General features: G+C 41.3%; 8 protein-coding genes and 1 rRNA gene. 7 read left to right on the top strand and 2 right to left on the bottom strand.

What is annotated here, in order from left to right:
* Nucleotides 1–1,308: 1,308 nt before the first annotated feature.
* From AB0756_RS10900 to AB0756_RS10925, 6 genes are all read left to right on the top strand, one after another.
* On the top strand, nucleotides 1,309–1,599 hold the full coding sequence (locus AB0756_RS10900; RefSeq protein ID WP_038084412.1) for a hypothetical protein: 291 nt from the start codon (nucleotides 1,309–1,311) through the stop codon (nucleotides 1,597–1,599).
* 265 nt (nucleotides 1,600–1,864) lie between these two features.
* Nucleotides 1,865–2,254: a hypothetical protein gene (locus AB0756_RS10905; protein WP_038084415.1), complete on the top strand. Its 390-nt coding sequence runs from the start codon at nucleotides 1,865–1,867 to the stop codon at nucleotides 2,252–2,254.
* 257 nt (nucleotides 2,255–2,511) lie between these two features.
* A complete protein-coding gene (bioF, locus tag AB0756_RS10910; RefSeq protein ID WP_038084418.1) occupies nucleotides 2,512–3,681 on the top strand; it encodes an 8-amino-7-oxononanoate synthase in 1,170 nt (389 codons plus the stop codon).
* Nucleotides 3,682–4,497: 816 nt separating this feature from the next.
* On the top strand, nucleotides 4,498–5,148 hold the full coding sequence (locus tag AB0756_RS10915; protein WP_038084420.1) for a hypothetical protein: 651 nt from the start codon (nucleotides 4,498–4,500) through the stop codon (nucleotides 5,146–5,148).
* A gap of 28 nt (nucleotides 5,149–5,176) precedes the next feature.
* Complete coding sequence (locus tag AB0756_RS10920; protein ID WP_153021614.1) at nucleotides 5,177–6,424, top strand: hypothetical protein; 1,248 nt, start codon at nucleotides 5,177–5,179, stop codon at nucleotides 6,422–6,424.
* 753 nt (nucleotides 6,425–7,177) lie between these two features.
* Nucleotides 7,178–8,647: a histidine kinase dimerization/phospho-acceptor domain-containing protein gene (locus tag AB0756_RS10925; protein ID WP_038084422.1), complete on the top strand. Its 1,470-nt coding sequence runs from the start codon at nucleotides 7,178–7,180 to the stop codon at nucleotides 8,645–8,647.
* Here the strand turns inward: AB0756_RS10925 and AB0756_RS10930 are convergent.
* Complete coding sequence (locus tag AB0756_RS10930) at nucleotides 8,623–10,071, bottom strand: DICT sensory domain-containing protein (protein WP_038084424.1); 1,449 nt, start codon at nucleotides 10,069–10,071, stop codon at nucleotides 8,623–8,625. The genes AB0756_RS10925 and AB0756_RS10930 overlap by 25 nt on opposite strands.
* 126 nt (nucleotides 10,072–10,197) lie before the next feature.
* Nucleotides 10,198–11,703, bottom strand: a complete 1,506-nt coding sequence (locus AB0756_RS10935) for a UDP-N-acetylmuramoyl-L-alanyl-D-glutamate--2,6-diaminopimelate ligase (protein WP_038084431.1) — start codon at nucleotides 11,701–11,703, stop codon at nucleotides 10,198–10,200.
* A gap of 692 nt (nucleotides 11,704–12,395) precedes the next feature.
* On the opposite strand from AB0756_RS10935, the gene AB0756_RS10940 reads away from it, so the two are divergent.
* Nucleotides 12,396–13,884, top strand: a 16S ribosomal RNA gene (locus AB0756_RS10940).
* The last annotated feature ends 309 nt before the right edge of the window (nucleotides 13,885–14,193 follow it).

Consider the following 14,193-nt stretch of genomic DNA (forward strand, 5'->3'; position numbering starts at 1 on the left):
TTGTAGCAGATCTCACACCTTTTGACTGTTTTCTGTTATTTAGCGAGAAACAGCTAACATATCTCCTTTGTTTTAAGTGAAAAGACATCATTAAACATAAAACGTGCTGCTTTGCAAAACCTGGTTTTTTAAAAAACCGGGTTTTAATAAGTTTTGGTAAATTAGTCATGGATTATACTAAAAGCTTTATACTCCTCCCTTCCTATCAGAAGATGACCTGTCATATCATGTCCGGGTAATTAGTTATAAAAAAGGAGATATGTGCAAAAGCTTAAAATCTTCTTTCTCCCTGCACCCTACACCCTACAAAGCTGCGGTCTTTATAATAAGTCTTTAACCGGGCTTAATATAAGGCTTTATAGGGCTCGGTAGTTATCGCCCACGCCACAAAAATCAGTAATTTTAGAGCGAAAAGGGAGTCGTTCAGTACAGTTCGCCGCTCGCCCAATACTGTTAAAACTTATCTCTTAAGTCTGAGGAGTTTACCTCTACTTAACTTACGATATATGAATTTTCTTTAGAAAATTTTAAAAATATAGATAACAACACAAATAAGATTGTTACGATTAACTATAATATCCGTTTAATAAATAAAAATACAAAAATCAGGTTGTGATGATGAATCAGTAAAATTCCGGAAACCCAGGAAAAGTCTGAAAAATAAGTGTAACTACGGTTTGAGAGGTTTCAATCGATATATTAATATTTAGATGAATAATAAGTAAATAGTCAGCGCTTAATTCTGACGTATATCCCTTATTTGCTAACTTCTAGCATCAGTCTCTCTAATAGCAGAGTTAACTTTTTATTTCTGAATCCTGTACAACTAAAGGAGTGCCAGCAGTGAACAAGATGCAACTTGCAATAGTTATTGGTTACCTTTTAATGACAGCCTATTTTTTTATGAGTTGGTTAAAGTTCAGTCTCCGCCATCCCCATTCTTCTCCAGAAGATAAGTTCTTATCGTTCATTATATTTATCATCACAACCGCTCTATGGCCTTTTGTTATCCCGGTGCATTGTGTTGAAATGCTTAAGACAAGGAAACTCAAGTTTAGTACGGTTATTCCCGTTCTTGTTATGGTTTCTGTGTTTAGTCTTGCACTTACGTGAGCCAAGTTTTATAGGCTTATAGATTCTACATCTCGCACTCTGTATTTTGTGTATACCACTATACGGTAATCATTCTATAAACTGCAAGAAAAATTAACCTAAAACAAAGTTCCTATTTTTTGACTCGGCTTGTCGGATGTGTTTATTAAGCCTCAATTACAATAAGTGAAGTTGTTGTAATTCTAGGATAGAGGCATGAGAGTCTGGTTGGCTTGCTTTTTAGTACTGTTTGCTCTAGCAGAGTTTTTTGACTGGATCAAAGAATTTCAGTTACCTTTACCTATATATATTTTGGGGGGAGCATTTTTAGCGGTTGCATCCAACTACGACAAACTTTTTGAATCATACTTCAGTTGTGCTATTGGTGAAGCAACTTTAGAACAGACTCCCCAAGCCCACTTAGATTCATCACTTGAGTACCCTTATTCCATCTCCCCTAATTCTCCCGCTCTTCAAAATTCTCAACAACATGAAATAGAAAATTAATTACAGGTACGCGATACTTTGCCGAATGCTACAGTTAGCGCAAAGACGGTACGTGTTGAGCACATACCGTCTTTGCGCTTATCAGCTTATAGTAGTACATCAGTTCCCTTTACAAGGAAAGCTGTTTACACGGTGGGTTCAAGAATCACAATCCTTCTACTCGAGAATGCGAGATCCCCACAAGTTCCTCAAATTGTTTTCCTAATTTTAAAGTTAACCAACCCCAATTCAAAACGGCGAATTGGTTTCTTTACCGGGCACTGTTATGGAATACCTTTACTATTTAGCGAATACTACCCTCACACTGAGGCTCGTTGAATTCCTACGTGGGAAACCGCAAATCTCTGTTAGCTTTATTACTGTAATCAGTCAAATTGATGGCTGGGTTATTAAAATTAAACTAAGATCTTCTATCCCTCCTCAGTTAGATGGAGATCTCAAGGCTTTCTTGAATGAAATAGGAACTCCTCACTCCCCATCAAAGCGCGTCAGCATGGCTTTGGAAAGTTTGGAAGTTGGATATCATCCGGTTGAAGTTATGCATCGATACCAAGTTGCTGTCGTTTCTCATGGCAGCCCACAACCTGAGGATATTAGAGCATTTCGAGAACAATTTATCAATGGGTTGGGCTACTGTCCTCCAACTCTGGCTTGATTCCAAGGTCATGCTTCAAGTCTTTACGTTCAAATGGGCACAAAGAAAGGAAATTTTACTTGTTTGTTTTATTCGTAACGAGTGGCGTTCGCGAAGCGTGCCGGAGGCAATCGCCGTCGGTGAGACGCTCCCAATGACCTCAGTTGGTTTTACTGAAGTTTTTTGTTGTTAAAACACTTAGGAACGACGTTTTGTGTCGTAGTTTGCACCAATCTTATTTTATCTTGGAGGGGAAAACAAACACCCCTCTGTTTAGTATGTCTGGTAACCCCTATTCGTGGTTGGAACAATCTCTAGAAACTATTCACCGTGCTGACTGGTATCGTACCGTACAAACTATTCAAAGTCGCCCCGGTGCCACAGTTGTTCTAGAAGGACGAGAGGTAATAAATTTTGCCAGTAATGATTATTTAGGGCTAGCTGGTGATGAACGCCTCGTGATGGCAGCAGCAGCAGCATTGAAAGAATTTGGTACTGGTAGCACTGGTTCGAGGTTACTGAGCGGACATCGCCAACTACATCGAGATTTAGAAGAAGCGATCGCATTCCTCAAACAAACAGAAGATGCAGTCGTTTTCAGTTCGGGTTATTTAACAAACTTGGGTGTTATCAATGCACTCGTGGGCAAGCGAGATTTAATTTTATCGGATCAATACAACCATTCGAGCCTAAAAAATGGAGCAAGTCTCAGTGGTGCTGCCATCATAGAATACCGCCACTGTAATGTTGAAGATTTAAAAATTCAATTGAGTCAATCTCGCCAAAACTACCGACGTTGCCTAATTCTCAGCGATAGTGTCTTTAGCATGGATGGCGATTTGTGTCCTTTACCTGCACTTTTAGAGCTAGCTGACCAATTTGGTTGTATGTTGCTTTTAGATGAAGCCCATGCAACTGGAGTGCTTGGAGAAACTGGTGCGGGTTGCGTTGAACATTTTGGGTGTGGGGGAAAACAGTTAATTCAAATTGGCACTTTAAGTAAAGCCTTGGGTAGTTTGGGCGGCTATGTAGCAGGAAGTGCAACTTTAATAGATTACTTGAGAAACCGCGCCCCTAGTTGGATTTATACTACAGCACTGTCACCTGCTGATACTGCAGCAGCGCTAGCCGCACTAAAAATAGTTTTGGAGGAACCCCCACGTCGTATCCAATTATGGCAAAACGTTGCTTACCTTAAACAAGAAGTGCAACGACACCTACCCAATTTGAAATTGCTACCTTCTGAGTCACCCATCTTGTGCTTTCAATTGTCAAATGCAGGCGATGCTCTAAAAGTGGGAGAGCATCTTAAATCTTATGGCATTTTTGCTCCTGCTATTCGTCCCCCTACCGTTCCCACCAGTCGGATACGGATTTCTGTGATGGCTACTCACAAACTCGAACATATTCAGAAATTAGTAGAAGCTTTGACGGCGCTCGGGGATTGATAACCCTATCTCCTATTAAAGACGCTTTCGCACTGCTGCAGGCTATGGTTCCCAGAGTGCAAAAGATTTGTCTGTCGGACTCGATTCACCAGCGATCGGTAACCACCAGTAATTCATGACTGATAAGTTAGCAAGCTGTCCTCTGCTTTCAGCATAGCTAGCTTCATTCTGACGTCACTCCTTTCTAACCCCCAACTTCTCTATTTTTCTATTAAAAAAGATATTTATCGAAAATAGAAAGGCATTTTTTGAACAAATAAATTTCCTCGCTGCTGTGATTGAAATCACACTTAAATATAATCTTTTTCTATCAAGGAAATGACAGCAATATTATTAGCTTTTTTAAAAAGCTTTTTGAGAAATTATTTATAAAGTTAACTTTAAACTTGATATCAGTAGTTCAAAATTAGCTTTACAATTGGCACTTCAATTTCAAAAAATACGCAGTACTATTTTTACCTTAAAATTTTAAGTATTAGTACTTTATTCGTTAAAGTTCTTAAGAAGTTTTGTAAAGAAAAAAGCTTGACAACCTCAATATTTAGTTTATCAGGAGGAATTTCTATAAAGAATATTTAAATTTTTAGAAAAAAAATTTGTTTTTATACGGTTAGACAATATTAAAAATGCTACAGCTACTTTGTGAAGGTAGCTTGATTTTATACATTCTTTTTAAAGATTTATATGGAAATTCATGTAAATCCGGAAATAGTATATGCATAATTGAATCAATAAATGTGAAACCAAATATGAACACTTACTCAAAAAAAACAGCAGGTTATCTGCAAATAATTTATTTATAAGGAAAAAAAACACATGAATAATATGCTTGTTCATCTGTTTAGTACATTTGTTTTTTCAATATCTACGTTAGCTGTTATGTCTAATGTCTCAATAGCACAAGAGGCTACAGTAGTTCCTCAAGAAAAAACAGCAGAAAAGATTTGTGCTTTTGATACGGTAGAAAATTTATTGCCTCCCATACAAAACCAGCAAAACCCATCCTCTCTTGGTTACCTTGCTCAACAGGGCTTTACAGAGAACGCAGATGGTTCTTGGTCTTGTTATGCAAGCGATCCTAGAAAGCAAGGGCGCTATTACACGCTCTTAAAAGTTCAGCAAGTAGAAGGGAAGCTAGTAGCCACTTCCTTTTTAGAAGAAGGTAGTCTCATGGAGGGACAAGAAAACCGCAGTTTGGAACTGTTTATGCTCCTCCTTCAGAATCATACGAAAGCGAAGCCGAGCAATCTTCAGAGCATACAGAGGTATCTAGAGACTTTTATCTCTTTGGTTAAAGAAGGTAAGGTACAAGCCTCTCCTCGTGGATATCTCTTCGATCAACCCAATCGTGCATTTGTTCTATTCCACCCTGTTAAAGGGGAAAAACTTAAGGGTTCGGGAATTACAATCAATATCAATTCTCCTCAAAACTTAAATTCTTCCACAATTTCTTCAACTGGTTTGTAATCACATCATTAAATGGAGGTGAATGTCCTTGAAAAAATCAACAGTTAAATCAATCGCTTTTGCAGCCTCATCGTTAGCAGCAGTCATGACTGCTCCCCAAGAAGCTTCAGCTCAACTGAACGTTGGACCCTATGGAATTCAAAATGGTTTAGAAGGGAATTATCTCCAATATCAGCTTTCCGGACAGAATTTAGACCAAATGCGAGGTATTGCTGAATGTAGTGTAGGGTTTGGTCCTTCTTGCAACAAGACGGGAGCCATACTCCAGCAATTAGTGGAATCGAATAACGGACCTAACGCTCACCAATTGCTGATACGTGCAGCTGGGGGAGAAGAGAATTTCCGTCTATTTGCAAGTTATTATGGCAACAAGCCCGAACGTCTTGAACGGATTCCCTACGCCTCATTCTGGCAAGATGATAACCCTTTCATCATGGATGGACATCGATATGTTTTAGGATATGCAGCTAGCAGAGAACCAGTAAAGGGTTTGGGACAAATTACTCAGAAATTTTACTGGGCACCCTTGCAGGGAAAAGGTGATTCTTTAAGTCCTCGCAACGGATTGTTGAATCTCAAACAGTCCTACGGGCGTTTGCTGATGGAGGAAGCCGCTAAAATCCCGAATCTCAAACAGCAGTTTAAAGCTTTAGGGCTAGAACCACAAGCAGAAAATTATTACTGGTCGCACATTACTCGTGCAATGCATGCCTTAAATAGTGGAGATGAAGACCAGCTCCAACAAAACCTTCTTCAAGTTCTCTCCATGCCTTTCTTTGGAGAAGGTGGTGGCGAAAATATGGGGCGTCCAAATTTACAAGTTGCTGATGACTATCTTAAAGGGGAAGGTCTTTTGGGAGACGTTTTTGACTTGGAGTCTTCGGTATTGACATTAGAGCCAGATATGGGAGGAGAAGTTGTTTCTTACCTCTCAGCAGGAGAAGTTGTTACAAAGGGTGGTGGCGGTTTTAATTACACCTATTTACTTGGGTTGTTAGCTCTACTTCCCTTCTTGTTGGGGGGCGATGGAGATAGCTCTTCTGGAACACCTCCTAATCCCATTCCCACACCGGATATTAGCCAACCACCTGTAGGAACCCCACCTGTAGGAACTCCACCTGTAGGAACCCCACCTGTAGGAACCCCACCTGTAGGAACCTCACCTCCTGATGTGAAGTCAGTACCAGAACCGTCAACAGTAACACCTTATGTATTGCTAGCTATCATCATGTTTGTTTTCACTCAAAAACAGTGGCGTACACAAGCAAAAGGTTAAATTATTTAGTAATATTGCTTACTTAGGTTATCAGGTGTTGTTATGTGGCTTGCTTACGTTTAGAGGTAAAAGTAGTAAAGTTCAATATAGATTAATCTTAATGGTTACACGTGACTTTTCAAGACTTTCTACTTTTACCTTCAAATCAACTTAAATTTTATTTATTAAGTTTTACCGAGAAATCTTTTATATTTAAAATTGCTTACTTTTCAGATAATTTCACTAACTTCTGCTAAGAAAATATAGTCATCCTAAATCACTTATACAAGTCTCTTTTATCTTCAAGCTTTTGAACATTCGCTCACGGGTCGCCTTGCAAAAGCCAGTATTCCATAAATGCCTCTAGCGAATCTGCCCTCTGTCTTTCTTGATAATGTAACTGATATGGAAAACAAACTTGGCATTTCTTATCTTATTTTGTCAGTATAAATCAAGACTCGATCTATGTATTTTTTAATACATATTCGGAATTTTAGCGATCGCAATACAACTTACGTTGAAAAGTGCAAGCTCCAAGTTGCCTTTACTACAGACACCAAATAAAAATTATCCTACGGGGTGGGAAGCTTTTGCCTAGGAAGAAGGGCATTATAAGGGAAGATTCCTAAATTAATGTTGCATCATGATTGGAAATTGCCCCTAAGTTGTTCGGTTATACGACTTTCATCAATATACAAATGAGTATAACCTCATAGGTAGTAGTCAATGCCAGCCCTAATATGTGTCAGTGGCTCTTGAAAGGGGTGAAAACTTGTGTACCAATGGATATTGCCGAGTCTGAGCGAAATATTAGTCAACAGTCAACCCAGTGCGACTGAATGCTCTTCTGCCAAAGCCGAACAGCAGTGGCGCGTGAGCATAGCAGCTACAGAACAACTGCTGTCAAAAAGTTTGGCAACAATTTCACCTGAAATTAGCCAAGGATTAGTGTTATCAGGACCAGCACCCATACTTAGCGATCCCAAGCTAGCTCAAAGCTTGCAGACAGTTACTTTTACAGCAAAGCCGTTTAATCCTTTGGCCCTCATGCCATTTGAAATGCCCGGTGCTATTGCTGTAGTAGATGAAATTGCTTCTCAAGAAACTATATTACCTTTATTAGAAGCAGATCCGCTCACTGGAGAGCAGTTTTGCCTAGTTTTTACAGAAAATTTTAGACTTGTGCTGGTTTTAGCAGAATATAAAAACGGTAATAAAACTTTTTGTTTTTCATTTGATTCTGAAGTTGTCGAACAAGCATGGCGAGCGTTAGGTGCGCGAGTTATGTTAAGCAATCCTGACTTGTTTGCTGACTTAGAAGAAGTAGTACAAAAATATTATCCAAGCCAGCCGGACTATCACATGGTGATGGAGTTTAGCCGCTTGTTGTTAACACATTTACCAGAACCACAAGAACAGGTAGAAAGTGTTTCTCAGCCTCTCCCTATCTCCCCGTCTCCCGCTCCTTCTGCTTCTCACCGTAGCGATGTAGAATTGTTGCAAGCATTTGCTCATGAAGTCCGTACACCGCTAACAACCATTCGCACCACAACTCGTCTGTTGTTGAAACAACGCAATTTACCTCCTAACGTTATCAAGCGTTTAGAACTGATCGATCGCGAATGTACCGAGCAAATCGATCGCATGGAATTATTGTTTAGAGCAGCAGAACTAGAAACATCTGCTTCTGAAAAATCCACTAATGCCCAGCTCACTGCAATGTCTTTGGATCGAGTCTTGCAGCAAAGTATCCCCCGTTGGCAACAAGCTGCAGACAGGAGAAACTTAACTTTGGATGTTGTCCTACCTCAAGAACTACCAATGGTGGTTAGCAATCCTAATATGTTGGATCGGGTGCTGACAGGATTAATGGAAAACTTTACCCGCAGCTTACCTGCAGGTAGCCATATTCAAGTACAGGTGATTCCAGCCGGCGACCAATTAAAGTTGCAATTATTACCTCTACCCCTGATGGCAAATAATGATAAAGCTTCCACTTCCCCATGTACTCCACCGATCCGAAAAGCACTCGGTCAACTGCTGATGTTCCAACCGGAAACAGGTACTATTAGTCTTAACCTCCATGCAACCAAGCATTTGTTTCAAGCTATTGGTGGTAAATTGATTGTCCGCGAACGTCCCCGTCATGGTGAAGTTTTGACCATCTTTCTACCATTGGAAGTCAACAACAATCAACACACTCCTCCTCGTTCCCCCTGTCAAGCAATGGGAGTTATTAACTGATTGTTTTCAGAAGCAATAGCAAACTGCACTGTAAAAGTAGAACCTTCATACAGTTTACTTTTGACAGAAATAGAACCACCACTACGCCATAGCAATAGTTGTACAATTGTTAAACCTAAACCAACTCCATTAGAATCATCTATACCGGCTGAGCGGACTCGGTAAAAGCGTTCAAAAATGCTAGGAATTTCACTTTCGGCAATACCAATACCCGTATCGCGAAATTCTAATTGAACGTACTCGTTGTGAACTCGTGCTCTTACCCAAACTTCTCCTCCGTTGGCAGTAAATTTAATACTGTTGGAAAGTAAGTTAATTGTGATTTGTCTTAACCCACCACTAACGCACCAAACAGGTGGAATGTCTGTAGGTACGGTGTAAGCTAACATAATACCTTTTTCTTTAGCTATAGGTTGATAAGTACTTACAACTCCTGGAATGAGTTCTGCAAGACGTACTGGTTCTAGTGGCAATCGCTCCAATTGGCGTTCTAGCTGTACTAAGTCTAATACACCACATATTAAAGCATTTTGGCGATCGCATTGAGTATTAAGCATCTGTAAATAACGCTGTCGCTGGGGGGCTTTTAAATTGGGGGAATTTAAAAGCGAGAGCGCCGTTTTCATATGTGTTATCGGTGTACGTAACTCTTGACAAACATGGCTCAAGTATTCATCTTTGAGTTGCGCGGTTTCATAAAGTTTTCGATTCTGTTGTTTTACTTTAACCAGACGTTTTGCTGTTATTTGACGATTCATTCTATCTTGATACTGGATCTGTTTTGTCAAAAGTTGATTAATGAGATTTGGATCGGAAATTGGTGGACAAATCAGATCGGTTAAATCTATTGATTTTGAGGTATCTAATAGGGATGATCGTAATCTATTTAATATTTGTTGAATGACTTTTCCATCAAAGGAAGTTATGGCAGGTAAGAGAAGATTTTTTCGGCTATTTGCCTTTCCTTGTGTCTTGTTTTTCCGTCTTTTTAAAGGTCGATAAGCTAAAATTAAACTACAGAAATTGGGCGATAACACCATGACAAAGTATTCTCGCCGCAGCTTACTATTTGGTAAGCTTTCTACTTGAATATAAGAAGAGGAGGATTCAGAAAACGTGGAGAGCCGATCCTCAATATAGCTTGTCTCCGTAACGTCTTTTCTATCTATCAGTTCACTTTGAGCGGTAGATATGGTATTAGATGTTCTTTGTTCATAATAACGTTGAATTTCTGAGTGCCAAATTTTTCCTGGTGGTAGCTTTACCCATAATGTAGCTGCAATCTGCTGTTCAATTAGCAAATCAATTTGTGACCTGATCATTGATAGTAAAGTCCCAAGACCGAGAGACAGTGGTTGGGGCGGTCCTTCCACACTTAAAGCCAACTGATATACAGACAGATCCTGAGGTAAAGAAACATTCATGAGTAAAGCCTTTTAAGGATGAACTGAAGGCAAAAACAATAAAGTTTAAGGTAAAGTAAGGACATTTTTATTAAGTCTGAATGAAGTATAGGATATTTCCTGCTCTTCATTCTCAGTCCTTATCCTTTATTCTTCACTCTTTGTTTTCATCCTTTCTTGTAAAGCATTGCGTGCGTGTTCTCTGTCATCGAAGTGAATTTTTTCGGTTCCCAAAATTTGGTAATCTTCATGACCTTTACCAGCAAGTAAAACCCCGTCTCCCGATTGTGCTTGTAAAATAGCACTCCTAATTGCAGTTGCTCGATCGCCTATGACGATTGGGTTCGCTGTTTCTGGAATCCCTACCAAAATATCCTGTAAAATCTTTTCTGGATCTTCAGTTCGGGGATTATCTGAGGTTACTATTGGTACATCAGATAGATCGGCAGCAATTTTACCCATTTTTGGACGCTTGGTGCGATCGCGATCTCCCCCACACCCAAAAACGCAAATCATTTTACCAGGAATGAAGGGACGTGAAGCTTTCAACAAGTTCTCCAAACTATCTGGAGTATGGGCATAATCGACAATTACGCTAATGTCCTGCATAGAACTTATTTGTACTCTTTCCATTCTTCCCGGAACTCCAGGAAACTCATTTATTGCTGACGCTATTAGTTGTAAATCTAACCCCAAGTGTAAACCTGCTCCAACAGCTGCTAATAAATTTTCTAAATTAAATTGACCGACAAGTGGTGAACGAAAAGCGACTTCACCTTTTGGTGTATGCAGCATACCACTTACTCCATCAGGTTTATAGTTCAGGTTACTCATCCACAGGTTTGCATTGCGATCGCTAACACTGTAACTCCAAACTTGTTCTGAATTGAGTGATGCAATTAATCTTTGACCGTAAGGATCGTCAGCATTGATGACTGCTCGACCCTTAAGATAGTTTGGGCTAAATAATAAAGCTTTGGCTCCAAAGTAATCTTCCATGTCTCGATGGAAGTCTAGATGGTCTTGAGTCAAATTCGTAAACACTCCTACCTCAAACTGACAACCCATCACTCGACCTTGGGCGAGAGCGTGGGAACTCACTTCCATCACTCCATAATCGTTTCCAGCATCTATAGCAGCGGCTAATTGCTGTTGCAGTTCCACAGCAAAAGGTGTTGTGTGAACTGCGGTTTGTAAAAAATCTTTCCAACGAGTATACAGTGTACCCATTAACGCTGTAGGAAAATTGGCTTGATTTAGGAAATGTTCTACTAGGTGAGTTGTTGTGGTTTTGCCATTTGTACCCGTAACACCCACAAGTTTGAGTTTTTGTCCGGGGTAATCATAAAAACTACTGGCTAGCTGAGCGCAAGCTTGAATCATGTCTTCAGCCGCAATAACGCAAGCTTCTGCTGTGGGTGGATGCTTTTGTATAGCTTGCGGTGAAATCACCGCAGCTACAGCACCTGAGGCGATCGCACTTTGCCAAAAATCTCCACCATCCACCCGTGTTCCAGGCATTCCAATAAATAAATCTCCCGCACCGCAAGCGTGGGAATTTGTTTTCAAGCCCCGGATCTCCAAATCTAATGCAGGGTGTTCGGATGGTAGTACGACATTATCGACAGTTGCTAATAATTCTCTCAGTTTCACTTTATGCACCTCGTTGCAAGTTTTTATTGGCTTATTCTGTACTATTTTTACGTTTCTATAAATGGTTTTAAGAGACTTCTAAAATAAAGCCAATTTTTTCCAGTCAACTTTTTTCTCCTCCTCGTCCAGCAGTACGTAAGTAGAATCAGCCAGTCTCTTACAGGACTTACACAACCTCAACGATATTTTGAGGATTTTATGCGTTGCAGCTCCCCCCATCTTCGTAGCCCCCCCCTTTAAGAAAAATTATTCCGTAAGTCCTACGGTCGTTCAGGAGATGGCTTAATCTCAATATTGTGGCTATACTTACAGAGTAGTGCTAAAAAACAATTAACTTAGCAACGCCGAACCAACACACAGTATCAATATATAGATAAGTTTGAAAGCCTACAAATTTCGAAAGCCTTGAAAAGCTTGTCCAGCAAGGGTTAGAAACAAATTTATCTGGAAGTTCAAAAAAACTTTTGAAAAACCCTTGACAAAGCAAAATCGGGTTGTTACTCTAGATAAAGTGTGAAGCGAGAGAGAAAAGCGCCAACACAACCGAACCAAGATAAAGCAATAGTTTGAAAGCCAAGCAATTAAAAACCTCGTCAAAAAATTAAGTGGCGGGTGAAAACCCAAAACTCAAACAAAAATAATAAGCCAAGAGGCTCGGATGCACTTTGAGTGTGTCGGAGCAAGAACACTTCAAAACGGAGAGTTTGATCCTGGCTCAGGATGAACGCTGGCGGTATGCTTAACACATGCAAGTCGAACGGTCTCTTCGGAGATAGTGGCGGACGGGTGAGTAACGCGTGAGAATCTGGCTTCAGGTCCGGGACAACAGTTGGAAACGGCTGCTAATACCGGATGTGCCCATGGGTGAAAGGCTAGCTGCCTGGAGATGAGCTCGCGTCCGATTAGTTAGTTGGTGTGGTAAGAGCGCACCAAGACGGCGATCGGTAGCTGGTCTGAGAGGACGATCAGCCACACTGGAACTGAGACACGGTCCAGACTCCTACGGGAGGCAGCAGTGGGGAATTTTCCGCAATGGGCGAAAGCCTGACGGAGCAATACCGCGTGAGGGAGGAAGGCTCTTGGGTTGTAAACCTCTTTTCTCAGGGAATAATAAGTTGAAGGTACCTGAGGAATAAGCATCGGCTAACTCCGTGCCAGCAGCCGCGGTAATACGGAGGATGCAAGCGTTATCCGGAATGATTGGGCGTAAAGCGTCCGCAGGTGGTTTATCAAGTCTGCTGTCAAAGCGTCTGGCTTAACTAGATAAAGGCAGTGGAAACTGAGAGACTGGAGTATGGTAGGGGTAGAGGGAATTCCCGGTGTAGCGGTGAAATGCGTAGAGATCGGGAAGAACACCGGTGGCGAAAGCGCTCTGCTGGACCATAACTGACACTGAGGGACGAAAGCTAGGGGAGCGAATGGGATTAGATACCCCAGTAGTCCTAGCCGTAAACGATGGATACTAGGCGTTACGCGTATCGACCCGCGTAGTGCCGGAGCCAACGCGTTAAGTATCCCGCCTGGGGAGTACGCACGCAAGTGTGAAACTCAAAGGAATTGACGGGGGCCCGCACAAGCGGTGGAGTATGTGGTTTAATTCGATGCAACGCGAAGAACCTTACCAGGGCTTGACATGTCGCGAATCCCGATGAAAGTTGGGAGTGCCTTAGGGAGCGCGAACACAGGTGGTGCATGGCTGTCGTCAGCTCGTGTCGTGAGATGTTGGGTTAAGTCCCGCAACGAGCGCAACCCTCGTACTTAGTTGCCATCATTAAGTTGGGAACTCTAAGAAGACTGCCGGTGACAAACCGGAGGAAGGTGGGGATGACGTCAAGTCAGCATGCCCCTTACGTCCTGGGCTACACACGTACTACAATGCTGTGGACAGAGGGCAGCAAGCTAGTGATAGCAAGCAAATCTCACAAACCACGGCTCAGTTCAGATCGCAGGCTGCAACTCGCCTGCGTGAAGGTGGAATCGCTAGTAATTGCAGGTCAGCATACTGCAGTGAATTCGTTCCCGGGCCTTGTACACACCGCCCGTCACACCATGGAAGCTGGTAGTGCCCGAAGTCGTTACTCTAACCATTCGTGGAGGAGGATGCCGAAGGCAGGACTGGTGACTGGGGTGAAGTCGTAACAAGGTAGCCGTACCGGAAGGTGTGGCTGGATCACCTCCTTTTAGGGAGACCAACTCAATTATGAATGATAAATTATGAATGATGAAATTCACAATTCACACTTCATAATTCAGAATTCATAATTTTAGACATCCTAGGTCGTGCGAGGTAAAGAAAATTGGCTTTCAAACTAGTGTGGGTTCGGAAAAAAATGCCAAAGCATTGATGATTTGGGCACTTATCAATAGAAGAAATTCAGCAACTTGAAACCGCAAGGGAACAAGACTGCTGGAAATGTTCCAGCCAGAACCTTGAAAACTGCATAGAAAAGCGAAAGTAACTAAAAGCGAAAAGCTAATAGCTAATGGCTA

The organism is Tolypothrix campylonemoides VB511288_2 (assembly GCF_045999855.1).
In the GTDB taxonomy this organism is placed as follows: domain Bacteria; phylum Cyanobacteriota; class Cyanobacteriia; order Cyanobacteriales; family Nostocaceae; genus Scytonema; species Scytonema bouteillei_A.

What these genes read in the sequence shown, in the direction of transcription:
- AB0756_RS10915 (WP_038084420.1), top strand. Translation starts at nt 4,498, where the DNA reads ATGAATAATATGCTTGTTCATCTGTTTAGTACATTTGTTTTTTCAATA.
- bioF (WP_038084418.1), top strand. Translation starts at nt 2,512, where the DNA reads ATGTCTGGTAACCCCTATTCGTGGTTGGAACAATCTCTAGAAACTATT.
- AB0756_RS10900 (WP_038084412.1), top strand. Translation starts at nt 1,309, where the DNA reads ATGAGAGTCTGGTTGGCTTGCTTTTTAGTACTGTTTGCTCTAGCAGAG.
- AB0756_RS10930 (WP_038084424.1), bottom strand. Translation starts at nt 10,071, where the DNA reads ATGAATGTTTCTTTACCTCAGGATCTGTCTGTATATCAGTTGGCTTTA.
- AB0756_RS10905 (WP_038084415.1), top strand. Translation starts at nt 1,865, where the DNA reads ATGGAATACCTTTACTATTTAGCGAATACTACCCTCACACTGAGGCTC.